The organism is Streptomyces sp. NPDC111606 (assembly GCF_055656945.1).
The window spans coordinates 95,753-114,369 of sequence record NZ_JBVKBY010000005.1; the positions used below are offsets into that span (position 1 = coordinate 95,753).

Sequence of the window (18,617 nt, forward strand, 5' to 3'; positions counted from 1 at the left end):
GGCGGGTCACTCCTTGTTCAGGAAGCGCCGCAGCCGGGTCAGCGGCCAGGTGTTGATCACGTCGTCCTTGGTGAGCCAGCCGCGCTGGGCCGTGCCCACGCCGTAGCGCAGGTTGGCCAGATGGGTGACGGCGTGGGCGTCGCTGTCGACGGCGAACTTCACGCCGTGCCGCCTGGCCCGCAGGATGTCCTCGTCGCGCAGGTCGAGCCGGTCGGGATGGGAGTTGATCTCCAGGGCCGTGCCGGTGCGCGCGCACGCGGCGAACACGGCGTCGAGGTCCACGTCGATGCCGGGGCGCTTGCCGATGAGTCGGGTGGTGGGGTGGCCGATGATGTGGACGTGCGGGTTCTCGCAGGCCCGGACGATCCGCCGGGTCAGCGCCTCGCGCTCCTGGTTGAAGTGCGAGTGCACCGAGGCCACGCACAGGTCGAAGCCGGCGAGGAACTCCGCGGGCCAGTCCACGTCGCCGTCGGGGCCGATGTTCAGCTCGGCACCGTGCAGCACCCGCATGCCGGCCCGTTTGCCCCGCTTGCCGTGCTCCCCGTCGAGTTCGCGGACGCGTTCGCGCTGGGCCAGGATCCGTTCGTCGGTCATCCGCTGCATGGCCATGTCCGGGCCGTGGTCGGTGACCGCGTAGTAGGCGTAGCCGCGCTCGGCGGCCGCGGCGACCATCTCCTCCAGTGGCGCGAGCCCGTCGGTGAGGTCGGTGTGGGTGTGCAGATCGCCCCGGATGTCCTTCTCCTGGATCAGGTCGGGCAGCTCGCCGCGCAGTCCGGCCTCGATCTCGCCCCGGTCCTCACGCAGGGTGGGCGGGATCCAGGGCAGGCCGAGCCGGGCGTATACGTCCTCCTCGGTCTCGGAGACGATCTTCTTGCCGGACTCGGTGTCGAAGAGCCCGTACTCGGAGAGCTTGAGCTTCTTGTGGACGGCCATCTCCCGGGTGCGGATGTTGTGCGCCTTCGAGCCGGTGAAGTACTGCATCGCCGCGCCCCAGGAGTCCGGCGGTACGACGCGCAGGTCGACCTGGAGGCCCTTGGTGGTACGGATCGATGTCTTCTTCGTGCCGTGCGCGATGACCTCCGAGACGTACGGCAGCTCGGTGAAGGCCCGCATGATCGGCTCCGCCTTCCCCGCCGCGACGAGGATGTCGATGTCGCCGATCGTCTCGCGGACGCGGCGCAGCGAGCCGGCGTAGGAGCAGCGCTTGCAGCCGGCCACCTGGGACATCTCCGCGACGATGTCCTCGGCGAGGCTCATGGCGGCGTCGATCAGGACGCGGTCGCCGGCGGACTGCAGCAGGGCGATGCCGTGCAGGATGTTCTCCTCGGTCTTCGGCCCGAAGCCCTTCAGGTCGCGCAGCCGCTCCTCGTGGATGGCGTCGGCGAGCTCCTCGGTCGTGGAGATCCCCAGCTCCTGGTAGATGACCAGTGCTTTCTTCGGGCCGAGGGTGGGGATGGCGGTCAGCTGCCGGACGCCGGCGGGGATCTTCGCCCGCAGTTCCTCGACGGCCAAGACGCTGCCACCGGAGAAGTACTCGACGACCTTCTCGGCGATCGACTTGCCGACGTTCGGGATCTCCTTGAGGGCCTTGACGTCGAGCGTGGACACGTCGGCGTGGTGGCCGCCGATCGCCCGGGCGGCCTTCTCGTAGACACGTGCCCTGAACGCGTCTCCTCCGGTGATGGAGATCAGATCCGCGTACTCCTGGAACAGTGCGGCGACCTCGTCGTTGGACCGAGCCACACCTCCAGGGTAGGCACGGTGGGGCCGGGCGGCGCGGTGCCGGACGAGCCGCCCGCTCTCCCCCGGCCCGGTACCGGCCTCTTCACTGGCCCAGAGGTGTGGGGGGCGTCGTCGTGGTGGTGTCGGCTTCGGGTGTCCGGGTCGGGATCGGAGGGTGGGCCGGAGTCGCCAGTTCCGTGGTCAGGGCGTCGGTGATCCTGCGGGCCAGGAGGGGGTCGGCCGGCAGGGTGTGTGCGGCGAACCAGCGGGCGGCCGAGGGGTCGGGGGACGGTTCGACGAACTCGGCGCCCGCGTAGTCGTCGAGCGGCGGGTCGTAGACGTACCCCGCGACCACGCCGTGGTCGACCAGACGTGCCACGAGGGCGTTGCGGTCGTGAACCAGAAGCGGTACCCGGAACAGCCCCGGAGAGCCGTCGTGTGCCGTACGGTCGCGCAGGGCCGGGGTGGCCCAGGTGGTGCCCGCGAGCAGTGAGACACCGGCCCGGCGCCGGGCGAGGTCGCCGTCGAGCAGGGCCATCCGCAGCTCCAACTGCCCCCGGACCAGGGCCCCGTGGCGGGAGCGGAAGCCGTGCAGGTCGACCCGGACCCAGGGCTCGTAAGCGGCCAGGCTCGGCGCGTGGCGGGCGCTGCCGGCGAGGCGCGGCGCGTGCAGGGCCATGCGGAAGTCGTCGCGTTCGAGCAGCCCCAGACGCTGCATGGTGCGCCAGACCGGGCGCACCAGGTGCAGCGAGCGTACGGCTGACCGTGCCAGTGGACGCAGTGTGGTGGTCAGGTCGTGGCGGAGGCGGCGCGGGGTCAGCAGGTCGTCGCGCAGCAGCTCCAGTTCCCGTCGGGTGCGTACGTCGTCGACGGCAAGGAAACCGCCTGCCATCCCCGCCACATGCTTGGAAAGGCTGAATGCCGCCGCCTGCCCGAAGGTGCCGATCGGCTGCCCGTCCACATGCGTGCCGATGGCGTGCGCCGCGTCCTCGATCAGGGGGATCCCCAACTCGTCGCAGCGGCGGCGCAGTTCGACGACCCGGTCCGGCATGCCGTACAGGTTGGTGGTCAGGACGGCGTCCACGTTGCGCCACGTGGTCTCCGGTACGGCGGCCGGGTCGATGTTGCCGTCCCACTGGGACACGGGGGCTTGTACGGGGCGCAGTCCGGCGGCGAGGACGACGAAGAGGATCACGTCGTCGTTCACCGGGGACATCAGCACCCGCCCACCCGGCCGGCACCAGCGCCGCAGCGCCAGGTACAGGGCCAGTCGGGCCGAGGGCGTGTAGACGCATTCGCGTCCGATGCGCCGTGTCATCATCGCGGCGAGCCGCGATCCGTACGGCATGGTCACCTCTTCCGTGGAAGGGTCCGACGAAGGGCCGCCCGAGGCGGGCGGTGTGGGCTCGCGGGCATCGTGAGGGCCCCGAGCAGGGGTTCCGAGGCAGTGAGGGCCAGGGCTACGACGCCGAGGCGGCGAAGGACGGGGTCGAGGCCCCGCTCAGCGGGCGCGGGCTCCCGCTCCCGGCGAGTGGGTCAGGACCGAGGTGCGCAGCGAGCCGACGGTCTTCAGCAGCCGGTCGGCGGGCTCGCGCAGCCCGGGGTGGGCCAGGACCGTGTTTCTGAGGCCGCGCACCGGTCTGCGCCACATCCGGTGTGCCGCCGCCACCGGGTGCGGGCGTACCGCGAACCCTTCGGCCACCCGCAGCTCACGGGACTTGAGCCAGTCCTTGTACTCCTTCTCGCCGCGCCCCATGTCCATGACCGTCACACCGTCCCGGCCCGCGGCGTCGGCCATCCGCAGATGCATCATCAGTCCGGGCGAGTAGTAGCCGAACTCGGGGTCGTAGGCGGTGAACCAAGCCGCGAACACGGTGCGCGACCTCGGCCCGAAGTGCGCGGCGACCGGCCGGTCACCGGCGTACACCACGGACAGGATGCCGGTGAAGTGCTCCTCGCGGACCTGGAAGAGGTGGTCCACCAGGTCGACGATCCACGGCTTGGAGAAGCGGTCCATCCGCCCCGTTCTGCGGTACTGGGCGGACTTCCACCGCATGAGGGTGCGCAGCACGCGCGGGTCGCGCTCGTCGTACACGAAACGCACCTCGCCCACGTTGCGGCCCAGGCGCCGCTCCTTCTTCAGGGTCGTCTTGGCGAGCCCCGGGTACGCGCCGCGCAGCCAGTCGGCGTAACTGCCCTCGCCGGGCTTGAGGTCGAGCACGGGTGAGGCGAACGTCCCCGTGACGTAGGGGCCGAAGGGCTTCTGCTCCTCGACGAGGTGGTCGAACTCGAACACGGACAGATTGCAGGCCCGCAGCAGTTCCCGGGTGTCCCAGGTGACGCCCGGCCGGTGGACCAAGGCCTGGCAGTCGGAAAGACCCAGGCCGATGGCCTTGCCGACGCCGTACGCGTTGCGCTCGTAGGGCAGGAAGCCGACGGCCTCCCCGTCCTCGTGCAGGACCGCCACCCGCGCTCCACCGCGGGACCTGCCGACCCCGATCGCGAACTCCGGCGCCAGGAACGGGTTGGCGTAGTCGGGCGACTCGTCCATCGCCCGGTGCCACGCCCGGCGCAGCGACTCGTTCAGTTCCTCGGGTCTGTGAATCGTGATGGCGCTAGTGGACCGCATGGCGACCGCTCCCCCCAAATTCCCCCAAAGAAGCGCCTAATGGCGCCTCGCCGCATTTCCCCCAAGTCGAACCTTGCGGCGAGGCTCAAACGTCGCGAAACAGCACGCACGCTGTCAAGATGCCTGATGAATCCTTTAGCTGTGCTTGGTAAGCAGAGCGCGACGGCGGTTCGGGTCAGCGGATCGCGACGATGACGTGACTGTCGCCGTACTGCCAGACGGCACCGGCATGGCCGAACCCCGCCTGCCGCAGCAGCCGTTCGTGCGCGGACGCGGACAGGTGCGCCGCGCTGTCGGTTCCGGCGGCCGGTTGCCGCCGGCATCGGCGTCGGCGTTCGGTGAGCAGGTCGGCCAGCTCGGGATCGGCCGCGACGGACGTCCACCAGGCGTCCCAGTCCTCGTGCGCGAGAGCGTGCCCCCGCTCGGCATGACGGCGCCCGACGCACCCCGCGAGTCCGGCGAGCGCGGTGTCGTCGTGCGGGAAGTGGTCGCCGTTGACGAGGACGCCGCCGGGCCGCAGCAGCGCGGCGAGCTGCCGGTAGGTGCGGTGCAGGGCGTCCGGGCTGAGGTAGTGCAGTGCCGTCGTCGACACGGCCGCGTCGAGCGGGCGGTCGAGGCACAGGGCGTGGGTCCAGCCCTCCTCGCCGATCACCGCGTCGACATAGCGGGCCGCGTCCGCGTGATGGGTGCGGGCCAGCTCCAGCAGCAGCGGATCCATGTCCACGCCGACGATGTCCGCGTCCGGCAGCCGCCGGGCCAGCCGGGCCGCCAGGGACCCGGGACCGCAGCCGAGGTCGACGACCAGCGGCCGGTCCGGGCGGCCGGTCACAGCCTGCTCCAGGACATCGGCGATCACCGTGAAACGTTCCTCGCGGTCGACGGCGTACCGCTGCTGCTGGCGCTCCCAGCGCTCCACCCACCGCTCCGCCGTCGCCAGGCTCAGCCCCATCCCGTCGTGCACCTCGCCGTTCCGCACCCGTCCGCACCGTCTGCGCAGACCCTACAGGTGGAAACGGTTCCCATTCCCTCTGATGGTGGTACGTCACTCGAGCGTGGCAAGGACGGTCAACAACCGGTCCACCTCCTCGGCGGTGTTGTAGACGTGCAGACTCACCCGCACCGAGCCGGTCCGCTCCCCCGCGCCGCCCTGGCAGTGCTGGTCGGAGCGGATCATAAAGCCGTGGCTGAAGAGGATGAAACCGAGGTCTCCGGAGTCGATCGTGTGGTGGCGGAAGGTGACGATGCCCTGGCGCCGCTGCACGGACGAGTCGGCGGCCAGGCTGCTCTGGCAGCCGAGGATCTCGTAGGCGTCGAGGTGGCGCAGACCTTCGGTGAGGCGGGCCGCCAGGGCAACCGTCCACTGCTCGATCCGTTCGGTGCCGGCTTCGTCCAGCCAGTCCAGGGCGCTGGTGAGGGACGCGATGCCGACGGTGTTGGGAGTGCCCGACCAGCCTCCCGGCGTGAACTTCGGCCCGCGTGCCTGACGGGACCAGAGGGCCCCCGTGCCGGGCAGGGCCATGGCCTTGTGCCCGGAGAAGACGATGAAGTCGACGTCCAGCTCGGCCACGGACACCGGCAGATGGCCGACGCTCTGGGCCGCGTCCAGGCAGATGACCGCGTCCGGGCCGACCGCCTGCCGGATGCGGTGGATGTTCATGTTGCCGCCGTACACGTGGTGGACGTGGCTCGCGGCGACGAACCGGGTCCGCGGGCCCGCCAGTCGGTTGAGCGCGGTGTGGTCGTAGTCGCCGGACGCCCGCTGGTACGGCATCGGCCGCACGCCGATACGGACGCCCTGCCGGGCCAGGTCCCGCTGGACCTCCAGCCAGGGCGCGATGTTGGCCTCGTGGTCGGCCACGGGAACCACGATCTCGTCCCCGTCGGTCAGGAACTGGGGCAGCCAGTCACGGGCGATCGTGCGCAGGCCCTCGGTGGTGCCGCTCGTGAAATGCACGGCCGAGCGTTCCGGCACGGGGTCGTCGAGGAACAGTTTCACCCGGTCGCGGGCCTGCTCCACCAGGGCCGTGGTCCGGTTGGCCCAGGGGTAGGTGCCGCGTCCGGCGTTGGCGTTGGTCGTGGTGAGGTAGGTGTGGACGGTGTCGAGCACGTCCTGCGGTTTCTGGGCGGTGGCCGCGCTGTCGAGGTAGGTCAGTTCCGGGTGCGCGATGATGATCGGGAACCGGGAGCGCAGCGCACGCTGCCACGCCCCCAACTCCTCGATGACGGCGGCCCCTTGGGTGTCGGTCCTGGGCAAGGTCATGGGCCTCAGTCCCGTACGAGAGGTGCGCCCGCGTCACGCCAGGCGATGATGCCGCCGGTCAGGCTGCGCACGTCCGGATGCCCCATCCGGGTCAGCAGGGCGGCGTGGCGGGCGGACTTCTCGCCGACCGGACAGGCCAGCAGCACGGGGCGGCTTCGGCTGAACGGCAGCCCGCCGTGGAGGAGTTCCTCGAAGAGCTCGTCCACGATGTTGACCGAACCGTCGATGTGCAGGGCGGCGTACGCGTAGGGACTGCGCAGGTCGACGACGAGCGGTTCGCCGGTGGCGATCCACTTCTGGGCGTCGGCGACGCCGATGGCCGGTGCCCTGCGCACCTCGGCGTCGGAGAGGTCGGCCGGGGAGTTCCTGCGGCGCGGGCGGCCGAAGAGGTCGGGGCGCCGCTGCCGGACGTAGCTCAAATAGCTCTCGACCCGGTCGCAGACGATGAAGACCGCCGACTGCCTCTCCGCGGCTTCCTCGTCGTGCCGGTCTACCAACTCCTCGTCGATGGGGCGCAGTTGGCGCACGGCCCCGAAGTAGGCGGCGCCTCCGGTGGGTCCGGCGAGGATGCCGCAGCGGCGGTTGAGGGTCAGCATCCCCTCGATCGCCTCGTCGGCGCCGACCGCCTCGATCGTGTCGTAGGTGCCGGGGTCGAACAGGCCCACCTCGTGCGCTTCGTCGATGGTGCGGATGCCGGGGATGAAGTCGGACTTGGCCGCGACCAGGCCGGCGACCCGTACGGCGGGGTCGTGCTCGCGCAGGGCGCGGGCGACGCCCGTGGAGGAACCGGCGGTGCCCACGCAGGCGATGAACCAGTCCGGGGCCCGGCCGTCGAGGTCCTTGACGATCTCCGGGCCGGTGCCGGTGAAGTGGGCCTCGGTGTTGCGCGGGTTGAAGTACTGGTCGGTGTGCAGATATGCGCTGTCCGGCTCGGAGAGGGTGCGGTGGAACAGGGTGAGCGGGTCGTCGGTCGCGGTCGGGTCCAGGCACTCGCTCTGGCCGGGCAGTTCCTCGATCTCGGCGCCCAACAGCAGGAGCAGGTCCTTGATCTCGGGGATGCGCATCCGGTTGGTGACGCTCTTGAAGGTCAGGCCGTGCATGCCCGCGAGAACGGCCAGGGCCTTGGCGGTGTTGCCGCTCGACAGCTCGACGACCTGGCCGCCCTCCCCGGCCGCGGCGGCCAGGTGTGGACGCGCCATGTTCCAGGCGGCCCGGTCCTTCACCGATCCGAAGGGGTTGAGCAACTCCAGCTTGGCGTACAGGTCGATGTGCCTCAGGCCGTGCACGGCCCGGTCGATGCGCACCAGCGGTGTGTTGCCGATGGCCTCGGTGATGCTGTCGTACCTCACTGCGCTCCCCCCACGGGTGTGGTCGGCCAGTACTGGTCGTCCAGGCACCAGCGCCACGCGTCGCCCTCCTGCCAGGCGGCGACCTTGCGCGCGACGGGCTGGTGCTGGGCACGGGTGGCGTGGAAGTCCATGCAGTAGCCGGCCGTGTTGGCGAAGGCCAGCAGGTCGCCCGGTTCGGGGCGGCGGGGCAGGAAGACCGTGCGGCGGGTGATCAGATCGGACTCCAGACACAGGTTGCCGAAGAGGTGAACGGCGACGGATTCGGTACGGGCGGCGCCGCTCGTCGTGTCCCGTGGCAGGACGACGGGGTCCATGAGCACCCCGTGCTCCTCCAGAGCCACGTCGTCGGCCTTCGCCGCCAGCCGTACGGCAAGGGGGCCGCCGGTCTCCTGGTCGCGCACCTCCAGCACCTTGGTCAGGGTCAGTCCGCACTGGTCGAGCAGTGCTCGGCCGGGTTCGGTGTGCAGGTCGTAAAGGTGCTCGAGGAGCTGAGCGGCGAGGGGGCGGCCGCCGAGCGACGCGGCCGGGTGCGCGAGCAGTTCGTCGAGGTAGCGGGCGCCGGCGACCGGCCGGTGAGCGGGGTACAGGCCGAGCGTGCCGCGCAGGGTGCCCGCGTCGTTGCGGAGGCCGTAGCCGTGGCCGCCGTACGTCAGCGGTGGGCGGGTGCCCAGGACGGCTTCGGTGAGTTCGGTGGTGTACCGGTCCCATTGACCGCCGTCGGCAAGGTAGTTGGTGCCGAAGCCGCCGCCGAGGTCCACGGCCCGGGGCCTGAGCCCGCGGCTCCGGCATTCCTCCAGCACCCGCAGACAGCCCTCCAGCGCCGTGGCCTTCTCGGTGAGGCTCGTCGTGTCCAGGTGGTAGGCCACGCCGCCCAGGTCGACGACGTCGCCGTGCCGCTCGACGGCCTCCAGCAGCGGCTCCAACTCGCCCATGTCGGTGCCGAATCGGCTGCGGCGGCTCAATATCCTTACGCCGGACGCCTCGAAGCCCGACAGCCGGAGCAGGACGTGGGTCCTGGGCAGCGCGTGTTTGCGTACCAGCGTGCCGAGTTGCTCCAGCTCGCCTCGGTTGTCGAGGCTGACGGTGACCGACGTACGGGCCGCCAGCCACAGGAATTCCGGGTTCTTCGGCCCTGTCGACGTGATCCGGTCGGGGGTGAAGCCGGCGCCGAGGGCGTGCTGAAGTTCCCCGAGGGAAGCGACGTCCACGCCGGCGTCCGTGGCGGCGAGCCGGCGCAGCAGGGCACTGGACCGGTTGGCCTTGTGGGCGAAGTACACCTGGCCGGAGAGGTGGTGGCTGCCGTACACCGCGCGGAACTGCTGGAGATTGTCGGCGAGTTGGTCGGGCACGACGACGTTCAACGGCGACCCGAGGCCTTCCGTGAGCGTGTGCAACAGGCCCGGAACGTTCAGCAACGAGCGCAGCCGCGACTCCAGCCGCGGTTCGAGAAACAAGGGCTGCCCGCCCATGCCTGGCCCCTCCTCAGCGCTGCGGGCCCGACACTCCGGGCGCTGACGGACACTCCCCGCGGTTTGCCGTATAGCTCCTTTCCCTGGCCGCGCGTGGTCTACGCCCTGTACCTGCCCTGCTGGGCGGTACGTCAACAGGTGGGCTGAAAATCACCGTGCCCCTGACTGACCACGGGTCGGTCCCGGAGCCGCCCATTCCGTGGTAAGGACACTCCAGTTGACGTGACAGACGGGTGGGGGCGCTGTGTTCGGTGGACGTGCGGCAGTCGTCCTGGTCGTGGCGGGTGTACTGGGACTGGTCGGCTGCGACGCCTCGTCCGCACCGCCGCCGTCGGCATCAACCTCGCCGTCGCAGGCGCAGACCTCTCCCCCGCCCTCGCCTACGGTGTCGCGGAGTCCCTCGGCGTCCACGAATGCTGCTCCGGTCCCCGTCACCGGGCCGGATCAGGTGCTGGTGACCATGGTGGTCACCGGCGGCTACGCGGGCGTGCACAAGGAGGTGACCCTGCGGGGCGACGGCACCGTGCAGACCGACGACAAGGGGGAACGCGCCGTCCGTCGCACCGGCGCTGCGGAGTTCACCGAGCTGCGGACGCTGCTCGGCGATCCGGCGCTGGACGAAGTCTCCGACTTCACGCGGGACATGGAGGGGGCGGACATGTTCCAGTACACGCTCCGGTTCGACGGCCGGACCGTCATGACGGACCGCTCCGTGGATGAACCGGCCCTCGACCGGCTCGTCGACGCGCTGAGCGAGTGGCTGCCGGAGCGGTGACCCCGGCAGCCGCGCCGGAGCTGACCCGGCAGCTCGCGCTCAGCCGGCCTGCCCGGCGATGTTGACCATCCACGTGATGCCGAAGCGGTCCGTACACATACCGAAGACGTCGCCCCACATCTGCTTGTCCAGCGGCACGGTCACCGTGGCGCCGTCCGACAGCTTCTCCCAGTAGCCACGCAGTTCGGCGTCGTCGTCGCCACTGAGGCTGACGGAGATGTTGTTGCCGGGCCGGTGGTCGTCCGTCGGGGTGTCGGCCCCCATCAGGGTGAAGCCGTTGGGGGCCTCCAGCATGCCGTGCATGATCTTGTCGGCCATCGGGGTGTCCTTCTGACCGAACTCGCCGTAGCTGTTGAGCACAAGGGTGCCGCCGAAGACGTCCTTGTAGAACTCCATCGCCTGCCGGGCGTCGCCGGCGAAGGTGATGTAGGGGTTGAGACGCGAGGCCATGGATCCTCCAGGAATAGGGCCGGAAGCCGACTGCAAGGAAAGTAGCGCGGGCCACTGACAACGGCCCGCGCACACGACCACATGGCCTACGTCGCACCGCCTACAGGGTGCGCTCCAGCCGGTCCGCCACCAGCTTCACGAACCGCGCGGGATCCTTCGGCTGACCGCCCTCGGCGAGCACCGCCAGCATGTGGAGCAGATCGGCGGACTCGGCGAGCTCGGTGCGGTCCTCGCGCTCCTTGTACGCCTGGTTCAGGCCCTTCACCAGCGGGTGGCCGGGGTTGAGCTCCAGGATCCGCTTGGTGCGCGGCACTTCCTGGCCCATCGCCCGGTACATGTTCTCCAGGGCCGGCGTCAGGTCGTGCGCGTCCGAGACGACACAGGCCGCGGAGACGGTGAGCCGCGCGGACAGGCGCACCTCCTTGATGTCCTCGTCCAGTTGCTCCCGCATCCAGCCGAGCAGAGCGGCGTAGTCCTCGGCCTGCTTCTCGCGCTCCTCGCCGGCCTGCTCGTCGCCCTCGGCCGCCAGGTCGATCTCACCCTTGGTGACGGAGCGCAGCGTCTTGCCCTCGAACTCGCCCACGGCGTCGACCCACACCTCGTCGACGGGGTCGGTGAGCAGCAGGACCTCGATGCCCTTGTCGCGGAACGCCTCCATGTGCGGGGAGTTCTCGATGCTCTGCCGGGACTCGCCGGTGATGTAGTAGATGTCGTCCTGGCCGTCCTTCATCCGCTCGGCGTACTGGGCCAGCGTGGTCGGCTCGTCGTCGGCGTGGGTGGTGGCGAAGGACGACACGGCGAGGATGGCGTCGCGGTTCTCGGTGTCGGTGAGCAGGCCCTCCTTCACGACGGTGCCGAACTCCCGCCAGAACGTGGCGTAGCGGTCGGCGTCCTTGGTCATGAACTCCTTGACCGTGGACAGGACCTTCTTCGTCAGCCGGCGCTGCATCATCCGGATGTGCCGGTCCTGCTGGAGGATCTCGCGGGAGACGTTCAGCGAGAGGTCGGCCGCGTCGACGACGCCCTTGACGAAGCGGAGGTACGGCGGCAGCAGCGCCTCGCAGTCGTCCATGATGAAGACGCGCTTCACATAGAGCTGCACGCCACGCTTGAAGTCACGCGTGAACAGGTCGTGCGGGGCGTGGGTGGGCACGAACAGCAGGGCCTGGTACTCGAAGACGCCCTCCGCCTGCAGCCGGATCGTCTCCAGCGGCTCGCGCCAGTCGTGGCTGATGTGCTTGTACAGCTCGTGGTACTCGTCGTCGGAGACCTCGTTGCGCGAACGCGCCCACAGGGCCTTCATCGAGTTCAGCGTCTCGGGCTCGGGCGCGGTGTCCCCGTCACCTTCACCGTCGCCGTCGCCCGGGGCGGCAGCGTCCGGGACCATCCGGATCGGCCAGGTGATGAAGTCCGAGTACCGCTTGACGATCTCCCTGATCTTCCAGGGCGAGGTGTAGTCGTGGAGCTGGTTCTCGGGGTCGGCGGGCTTGAGGTGGAGCGTGACCGACGTGCCCTGCGGAGCGTCGGCGGCCGTCTCCAGCGTGTACGTGGCCTCGCCGCGCGACGTCCAGCGGGTGCCCTGGCTCTCGCCGGCCCGCCGGGTCACCAGCGTCACCTCGTCCGCCGCCATGAAGCCGGAGTAGAAGCCGACGCCGAACTGGCCGATCAGCCCCTCCGCCCCGGCCGCGTCCTTGGCCTCCTTCAGCTCCTGCAGGAAGGTGGCCGTGCCCGAGTTGGCGATGGTGCCGATGAGCTTGCCCACCTCGTCGTACGACATCCCGATGCCGTTGTCCCGCACCGTGAGGGTGCGGGCCTCCTTGTCGACGTCGATCTCGATGTGCAGATCTGACACGTCGGCGTCGAGGGCGTCGTCCCGCAGTTTCTCCAGACGCAGCTTGTCGAGCGCGTCGGATGCGTTGGAGACGAGCTCCCGCAGGAAGACATCCTTGTTCGAGTAGACCGAGTGGATCATCAGCTGGAGCAGCTGACGGGCCTCTACCTGGAACTCAAACGTCTCGGTCGGCATGGTTAGCGAGTACCTCACAGGATCTGTCACCGGAACTGGTCGCAGTCACTGTAAGACACGAGGTCAGCGCGGAGTGGCGTGATACGGAACGTAGTGGTTCAGACGAGGTGGGCGAACACGACCAGGTTGGCGGTGTAGTCCTTGACCTGACGGTCGTAGTCCCCGGCGCAGGTGATGAGCCGGACCTGGGCCCGGGCCGTGTCGCGGTACACGCGCTCGCTGGGGAAGGTGTCCTTGTCGAAGGTCTCCGCGCTGTCGACCACGAAGGACGCCTTGCGGCCGTCGGCCCGCAGCACCTGGAAGCGGTCCCCCTTCCGCAGCTCGCTCAGGCTCGCGAAGACCGCGGCGGACGTGGCCGTGTCCACGTGGCCGGCGATGATCGACGTGCCCGTCTCACCCGGGGTCGCCCCCTTGGCGTACCAGCCGACGAGGTTGGTGTTGTGGGCCGGAGGGGGGTTGAGCCGGCCGGCACTGCCGACGGTGAGATCGGTGAAGGGCGCGTCGACCGAGATCTTGGGGATGAGCAGCCGCACCGGCCGGGATCGCGCCAGATGCTTGCCCACGGGGCGCCGCGCCGGTGAGTCGGACCGCGCCCGCGGTGAGGCATGGGACTCGGCTTCCCCCGGAGCGTGCGATCCGATCGCCGGCAGGGCCTGCTGTGCACGGCCGCCGTCGGAAGCCCCGTCCTGGGCTCCGGGAAGGGTCACCACCAGAACCAAGGCGGCGACCACGGTCCAGAACGTCACCGCGGCCGCGCGCCTTATCCGCCGCGAGGTCGCGGAACCGGTGTCGGAACGGGCCGGGTCGTTCTCGGGGGACGAGGGACAGCCGGCGGCCATGGGGCACCACCTCACTCGGGCACAGCAGCGGACACAGCAGGACGGAGAAATACGAGGAGGACAGGGGCGACGACCCGCGGGACCGCCGCGACGCACGGCGCACGTGCGGCGGCCACAGCGGCTATGTCATCGGGGCATCGGTCACGCCACGGATCCGGCGGCCTTCTTGCGACGGAGCACGTACATGCCGGCGCCGGCGGCACCGAGCACGGCCAGACCACCCGCGGTGACACCCGGCGAGGCGAGACCGCCACCGCCCGTGTGCATACCGCCGCGCGGCCCGTCGTGGTCGTCGCCACCACCCCACGACTCCTTGTCGTGGTCGCCACCGTACGAGTCCTTCTCGTGGTCGCCCTTCCACGAGTCGTCGCCGTGGTCCTCTTCCTTCCACGAGCCCTTGTCGTGGTCGCCGTGTCCCTCGTCCTTGCTGCGGTAGCTGTCCGGGTCGTGCTTCGGGTCCTTGTCGCCGCCCCAGTCGTCACCGTTGGTCACGGCCGCAAGCGCTCCGCCACCGGTGTGCACCCCACCGTGCGGCTTGTCGTGCTTGCTCTCCTCGTCGTGCTTGCCCTCCTCGTCGTGCTTCCCCTCCTTGTCGTGCTTGCCCTCCTCGTCCTTCTCCTTGTAGCCGTCCGACTCCTTGTAGCCGTCCGACTCCTTGTAGCCGTCCGACTCGTCCTTCTCCTTGTAGCCGTCGGAGTTCTCCTTCTCCTTCTCCTTCTCCTTGTCCCCGCCCCAGTCGTCGTCCTTGAACAGGGCCGCAAGCGCTCCGCCACCCGTGTGGACCCCGCCACGCGGCTCGTCGTGCTTGCTCTCCTTGTCGTGCTCCTTGCTGTAGGAGTTGTCCTCGTGCTTCTTGCCGGAGGACTCCTCCTCGTGGTCCTTGCTGTGGGAGTCGCTGTCGTGGTCCTTGCTGTGGGAGGTTTCTTCCTGGTCCCAGTCCCCCGTCGTGATGGCGTAGGCGGTGGGCGCGATCGCCAGAGCGGCCGTGGCCGTCGCGGTGGCGAGCAGCATGCGGACAGAGCGCATAGTGAGTCCTTCCGTCACGGCCTGGGCGGCTGACGCTTCATCACCACTGGAGCCAGGCCTGACGTGATCCACCGTCAGCCAATCCCTCGGGTCGCACCATTCGGAGCGATCACACGGGTTACGACCACACCCCTACGGCCCTATGCGCCGTCCCCCCGGGGCCCACGGGGCCTGTAGGCGCCTGCGGAGGTTTGCCGGGGCCATAAGTGGTGAGACGCGTGGGATGCCGAATCACACCGTCACGGCTCCCGCGCCTGCCACAGCCCCGTCACCTGCGCCTTCGAAAGAGCGGGACGCCTTCTTCGACAACGCCAAGTACGCGGCGATCGTCCTGGTGGCGGTCGGCCATGCGTGGGAACCTCTGCGGGACGGCAGCCGGACGGTCAGCGCGCTGTACATGCTGGTGTACGCCTTCCACATGCCGGCGTTCATCGTGATCTCCGGATACTTCTCCCGCAGCTTCGACGGCCGCCCGCAGCAGCTCAGACGGCTGGTGACCGGTCTCGTCGTCCCGTACGTCGTCTTCGAGACGGCGTACACCCTGTTCACCAGGTGGACGGACCAGGAACCGGACCGTCCGATCAGCCTGCTGGACCCGCTGTATCTGACGTGGTTCCTCGCGTCCCTGTTCCTGTGGCGGCTCAGCGCACCGCTGTGGCGGCGGGTGCGCATGCCGCTGCCGCTGGCGCTCGCCGTGGCGATGCTGGCCACCCTCTCGCCGTCCATCGGCAACGACCTCGATCTCCAGCGCACCCTGCAGTTCCTGCCGTACTTCGTGCTGGGTCTGCTGCTGCGCCCGGAGCACTTCCGGATGGTGCGCCGCCGCGCGGTGCGGATAGCGGCCGTGCCCGTGTTCGTGGCCGCGTTCGTAGTGGCGTACTGGGCGGTGCCGCGGATGGCCGGGGCCTGGTTCTACCACCGCGACAGCGCCGAGGAGCTGGGCGCGCCCCAGTGGTACGGGGCCGTGATGACCCCGGTCCTGTTCGCCTGCTCGCTGGTCCTGGTGGCCTGCTTCCTCGCCTGGGTGCCCGGGCGGCGGATGTGGTGCACGGTGCTGGGCGTGGGCACGCTGTACGGCTATCTGCTGCACGGGTTCGTCGCCCAGAGCGCGAACTACTTCGGCTGGTACGACCCCGCCTGGATGCAGCAGCCGCTCGGCCCGGTCGTCGTCGCCGTCGCCGCCGCGGTGGTCGTGACCGCGCTGTGCACATCCCCGGTGCGGCGGGCGCTGCGGTTCGTGGTGGAGCCGGAGATGCGGTGGCTCTTCCGGCGGGACGCGACTCAGGAGGCCCGTGATCGGGCAGCCGTACGGGGGTGACCGCCCCCGTCAGCTCTCGCACACCAGCCCGGCGATGTGCGCGGTGACCGTGTCGAGGATGCCGGTCCAGGCAGCGTCGTCGCCGAGGACGAGGTAGTTGAGCGTGAGGCCGTCGGTCATGGCGGCCAGATAGCGGGCCAGTACCGGGACGGGTACGCGGAGCCGGACGCCCATGGTCTGCCGCAACTGCTCGATGAGCTCGGCGTACGTCTCGGCGTACAGCTCGTACTGGCGGCGTGCCAGGTGCTCGAACCCGGGCTGGCGCAGGGCGTACTGCGCCAGCTCGTAGGTGAGCATGTGCTCGTCCGGGTGGGCGCGGACGTGGTCCCAGTACGCCTCGAAGCCGGCCCGGACGGTCTCCTCGAGGGTGGCCCGGGGCCGTAGGGCCTGCTTCACCACCGTCACGTAGTGCCCGGTGATGGTGGTGATGACGGACTCGATCAGCTCCTGCTTGGAGTCGAAGCAGTAGTGGAAGACGCTCAGCGAGACGCCCGCCTCGGCGGCGATGGACCGGGTGGTCGTCCTGGGGACGCCGTCCCGGGCCATCGCCCTGATCGCCGCTTCGGTGAGCTGTCGCCGCCGCTCGGCGGACGGCAACCGTGCCATGGAGCCCCTCTCGTGGGTGTCAGCCGCTGTGGACGCCGACCTCGTAGAGGGAGTAGCCCCAGTCGGTGCCTCGGTCCAGGCCCTGGACGCGAACGTACCTGGCCGGTGTGCCGCCGAACCGGGCCGTGTCCAGGCCGCCGTCACCGGCTGTCGTGGACCAGGCGGTCTGCCAGTTCACTCCGTCGGTGGACAGCTCGATACGGTACGACTTGGCGTACGCGCGTTCCCAGTCGAGTGTGACCCGCTTGACCACGCGGGTGGAGCCGAGGTCGACCTTGTACCACTGGTCGTCGCTCCAGTCGCTCGCCCAGCGGGTGCCGCCGTCGCCGTCGACGGCCCGCCCCGGCTTGTAGCTCGTGAACAGGCTCCACTCCGAGGAACTGGCCGACGTGCTCGCGCCGCGCGCGAGGTTGACGCCGGCGTCGTGGTTCTCGGAGGCCGCCCAGGTGTCGAGGTAGGACTCGGCGCCCCGGAAGAGGTCGTCGACCACGTCCTGGCCGCCGACGCGGCGGATGTCCTCGATCCAGTCGGGGACGAGGCCGTAGTGGGCGGCGCCGTCGGTGTTCAGGTCCCAGGTGCGCTGACCGGTGGTCTGCCGGTCGATGACGGAGCCGCCGTCGACGCTCTTGAAGGGGTACGTCACCTTGTTCGGGGCGTCCGCTCCGCGCGGGCCGGGCCAGCCGCCGACGCCGTTCATGTCGGTGCCGTAGCCGTAGCCGACGCCGTACTTGTCGCGCAGGGCCTCCGTGCGCTTGGCCTCGGAGATGAAGCCGTCGGAGCCGTGCATGTACTGGGCGATGAAGCCGCCGAGGCCGTAGACCCGCTCGGTCCAGTCCATGTCCATCCAGCTGTGCGAGGAGAGCACGCCGGGATAGGACGCGGACTCGAAGATGTCGAGCACCCGGCCGGTGGCCTTGACGCTCATGTGGTCGATCTCCAGCATCATCCCGCGGTTCATCATGCCCCGTACGGCGTACTCGCCGAGATCGGTGAGACCTCTGACGTTGCACTGGGCGTCAGCACTGTACGAGGGAACCTCCTCGCCCGCCGGGAGCTTCTTCTCGGCCGCGGCCGCCGCCGCGTTGCCGATGGGGTTGTCGTGCTGCGGACCCTGGCACGTCTCGGTCTTCCAGAAGGTGCCGGTCGACAGGAACTGGCCGACGTTGATGGCCGTTCCGAGCGAGCCCGAGTCGAAGCGGACCCCGCACAGGGCGTTGTCGAACTTGTGGCACAGGAACATGCTGCGCACGCCCAGCGCATGCAGCTCGTCCAGGCCCTTGTCGATGTCCTCCTTGCTGCACTGCGCGATGTCGAGGATCTGCTTGCAGCCGAACGGCTCGGAGGTCTCGACGCCGAGGATGACCGCCAGCTTGCCCTGTTCGATGACCTCACGGGCCTGTGCGCTGTCGGTGACGACGCGGAACCAGCCCTTGCCGGTGCCGCCGTACATCTTGTCGACGAAGGCCTGCATGTCGTACGTCAGCTTGGCCTGCAGCCGGATGGACGTCATCTCGTCGCAGCTGCGGTCCTTGAAGAAGTAGACCGAGCAGATCACGCCGTTGGTGACGAGGTCGTTGACCAGCACGCGCTGGCCGCCGCGCCAGGCCCGCTCGACCCAGGCGTAGTAGTTCTGCTGGTGGGTCAGCGAGTCGTGCGCGGGCCAGTCCTTGAAGGTGGGCCAGCCGTTCGGGTCGTGTCGGCCGTCACCGCCGTTGGTGATGAAGTCGAAGATGGCGAGCGAGCCGTCGGGGTAGTGCTCGGGGCAGTCCTTGAGGGCATCGGCGACGCCGGCGTCGGAGAACGGCTTTCCGCAGATCAGGCGGCCGCCGAAGGCCTCGTTGGAGAAGATGTGGTCGTGCGCGTCCACGAAGCCGCGCACCTCGCCCTGGGCGTTGGTCCCCTTGAAGGGCTCCCCCGTGACATTGACCTGGGAGTCCGGCGCCGGCCGTGCGGTCGGGTTCCACCAGTCGGTTCCGGCCGCCGAACTCGGCGTGGGGCCCAGCGCGATGGACAGCACGAAGAGGAGGAGCGACACCACGGTCACGTTCTTGCGTCTGCGGTACGGGCGTCCGGAACTCGTCACAGCCCACGTCCCTCGGTCGGCGGGATCGCGCGGTCGACTGGTTGTCATGACCTCGCAAGATGTGC

15 protein-coding genes are annotated in these 18,617 nt (G+C 69.7%); 2 read left to right on the forward strand and 13 right to left on the reverse strand.

All coding sequences use genetic code 11. The annotated features are described in order from the left end of the window. Positions 1–6: 6 nt before the first annotated feature. From polX to ACZ7M7_RS19195, 7 genes are all read right to left on the reverse strand, one after another. Positions 7–1,743 carry a DNA polymerase/3'-5' exonuclease PolX gene (polX, locus tag ACZ7M7_RS19165; protein ID WP_472118265.1) on the reverse strand — a complete coding sequence of 579 codons (1,737 nt, stop codon included), beginning with the start codon at positions 1,741–1,743 and terminating at the stop codon, positions 7–9. Positions 1,744–1,825: 82 nt separating this feature from the next. Then, positions 1,826–3,070, reverse strand: coding sequence for a DegT/DnrJ/EryC1/StrS family aminotransferase (locus ACZ7M7_RS19170; protein WP_472118268.1), 1,245 nt, complete (start codon positions 3,068–3,070; stop codon positions 1,826–1,828). A gap of 153 nt (positions 3,071–3,223) precedes the next feature. Then, positions 3,224–4,351 carry a GNAT family N-acetyltransferase gene (locus tag ACZ7M7_RS19175; protein WP_472118271.1) on the reverse strand — a complete coding sequence of 376 codons (1,128 nt, stop codon included), beginning with the start codon at positions 4,349–4,351 and terminating at the stop codon, positions 3,224–3,226. A 175-nt stretch (positions 4,352–4,526) separates the two neighbouring features. Then, positions 4,527–5,300 (reverse strand): class I SAM-dependent methyltransferase, encoded by a 774-nt coding sequence (locus tag ACZ7M7_RS19180; protein ID WP_472119253.1) that lies wholly within the window; start codon positions 5,298–5,300, stop codon positions 4,527–4,529. Positions 5,301–5,393: 93 nt separating this feature from the next. Beyond that, complete coding sequence (locus tag ACZ7M7_RS19185) at positions 5,394–6,611, reverse strand: aminotransferase class V-fold PLP-dependent enzyme (protein ID WP_472118274.1); 1,218 nt, start codon at positions 6,609–6,611, stop codon at positions 5,394–5,396. A gap of 5 nt (positions 6,612–6,616) precedes the next feature. Beyond that, a complete protein-coding gene (locus ACZ7M7_RS19190) occupies positions 6,617–7,960 on the reverse strand; it encodes a pyridoxal-phosphate dependent enzyme (protein WP_472118277.1) in 1,344 nt (447 codons plus the stop codon). Next, entirely contained in the window at positions 7,957–9,429 is a 1,473-nt protein-coding gene (locus ACZ7M7_RS19195) for a type III PLP-dependent enzyme domain-containing protein (RefSeq protein ID WP_472118280.1), read from the reverse strand. Before ACZ7M7_RS19195 ends, ACZ7M7_RS19190 begins: the two co-directional genes overlap by 4 nt. A 454-nt stretch (positions 9,430–9,883) precedes the next feature. Here ACZ7M7_RS19195 and ACZ7M7_RS19200 point away from each other — a divergent pair, with 454 nt between their 5' ends. Then, positions 9,884–10,204, forward strand: a complete 321-nt coding sequence (locus ACZ7M7_RS19200; RefSeq protein ID WP_472118283.1) for a hypothetical protein — start codon at positions 9,884–9,886, stop codon at positions 10,202–10,204. A 39-nt stretch (positions 10,205–10,243) separates the two neighbouring features. Here the strand turns inward: ACZ7M7_RS19200 and ACZ7M7_RS19205 are convergent, their stop codons facing one another. The 4 genes from ACZ7M7_RS19205 to ACZ7M7_RS19220 all read right to left on the reverse strand — a co-directional run bounded on the left by ACZ7M7_RS19205 (position 10,244) and on the right by ACZ7M7_RS19220 (position 14,545). Continuing rightward, complete coding sequence (locus tag ACZ7M7_RS19205) at positions 10,244–10,654, reverse strand: VOC family protein (protein ID WP_328429504.1); 411 nt, start codon at positions 10,652–10,654, stop codon at positions 10,244–10,246. A gap of 100 nt (positions 10,655–10,754) precedes the next feature. Beyond that, complete coding sequence (gene htpG, locus ACZ7M7_RS19210) at positions 10,755–12,680, reverse strand: molecular chaperone HtpG (protein ID WP_472118286.1); 1,926 nt, start codon at positions 12,678–12,680, stop codon at positions 10,755–10,757. 98 nt (positions 12,681–12,778) lie between these two features. Continuing rightward, complete coding sequence (locus tag ACZ7M7_RS19215) at positions 12,779–13,519, reverse strand: class F sortase (RefSeq protein WP_472118289.1); 741 nt, start codon at positions 13,517–13,519, stop codon at positions 12,779–12,781. Positions 13,520–13,660: 141 nt separating this feature from the next. Next, complete coding sequence (locus ACZ7M7_RS19220; protein WP_472118292.1) at positions 13,661–14,545, reverse strand: hypothetical protein; 885 nt, start codon at positions 14,543–14,545, stop codon at positions 13,661–13,663. A gap of 223 nt (positions 14,546–14,768) precedes the next feature. Between ACZ7M7_RS19220 and ACZ7M7_RS19225 the strand changes: the two genes are divergently transcribed. Then, complete coding sequence (locus tag ACZ7M7_RS19225) at positions 14,769–15,863, forward strand: acyltransferase family protein (RefSeq protein ID WP_472118295.1); 1,095 nt, start codon at positions 14,769–14,771, stop codon at positions 15,861–15,863. Positions 15,864–15,872: 9 nt separating this feature from the next. Here ACZ7M7_RS19225 and ACZ7M7_RS19230 read toward each other — a convergent pair whose 3' ends face one another. Beyond that, complete coding sequence (locus ACZ7M7_RS19230; RefSeq protein ID WP_383598601.1) at positions 15,873–16,469, reverse strand: TetR/AcrR family transcriptional regulator; 597 nt, start codon at positions 16,467–16,469, stop codon at positions 15,873–15,875. 19 nt (positions 16,470–16,488) lie between these two features. Next, positions 16,489–18,552, reverse strand: a complete 2,064-nt coding sequence (locus tag ACZ7M7_RS19235) for a galactose-binding domain-containing protein (RefSeq protein ID WP_472118298.1) — start codon at positions 18,550–18,552, stop codon at positions 16,489–16,491. Positions 18,553–18,617: the final 65 nt, after the last annotated feature.

Excerpts from the sequence above, each read along its gene's own strand:
- ACZ7M7_RS19205 (WP_328429504.1), bottom strand. The coding sequence starts at position 10,654 with ATGGCCTCGCGTCTCAACCCCTACATCACCTTCGCCGGCGACGCCCGG.
- htpG (WP_472118286.1), bottom strand. The coding sequence starts at position 12,680 with ATGCCGACCGAGACGTTTGAGTTCCAGGTAGAGGCCCGTCAGCTGCTC.
- ACZ7M7_RS19175 (WP_472118271.1), bottom strand. The coding sequence starts at position 4,351 with ATGCGGTCCACTAGCGCCATCACGATTCACAGACCCGAGGAACTGAAC.
- ACZ7M7_RS19230 (WP_383598601.1), bottom strand. The coding sequence starts at position 16,469 with ATGGCACGGTTGCCGTCCGCCGAGCGGCGGCGACAGCTCACCGAAGCG.
- ACZ7M7_RS19185 (WP_472118274.1), bottom strand. The coding sequence starts at position 6,611 with ATGACCTTGCCCAGGACCGACACCCAAGGGGCCGCCGTCATCGAGGAG.
- ACZ7M7_RS19225 (WP_472118295.1), top strand. The coding sequence starts at position 14,769 with ATGCCGAATCACACCGTCACGGCTCCCGCGCCTGCCACAGCCCCGTCA.
- ACZ7M7_RS19215 (WP_472118289.1), bottom strand. The coding sequence starts at position 13,519 with ATGGCCGCCGGCTGTCCCTCGTCCCCCGAGAACGACCCGGCCCGTTCC.
- ACZ7M7_RS19170 (WP_472118268.1), bottom strand. The coding sequence starts at position 3,070 with ATGCCGTACGGATCGCGGCTCGCCGCGATGATGACACGGCGCATCGGA.
- ACZ7M7_RS19195 (WP_472118280.1), bottom strand. The coding sequence starts at position 9,429 with ATGGGCGGGCAGCCCTTGTTTCTCGAACCGCGGCTGGAGTCGCGGCTG.
- ACZ7M7_RS19180 (WP_472119253.1), bottom strand. The coding sequence starts at position 5,300 with ATGGGGCTGAGCCTGGCGACGGCGGAGCGGTGGGTGGAGCGCTGGGAG.
- ACZ7M7_RS19220 (WP_472118292.1), bottom strand. The coding sequence starts at position 14,545 with ATGCGCTCTGTCCGCATGCTGCTCGCCACCGCGACGGCCACGGCCGCT.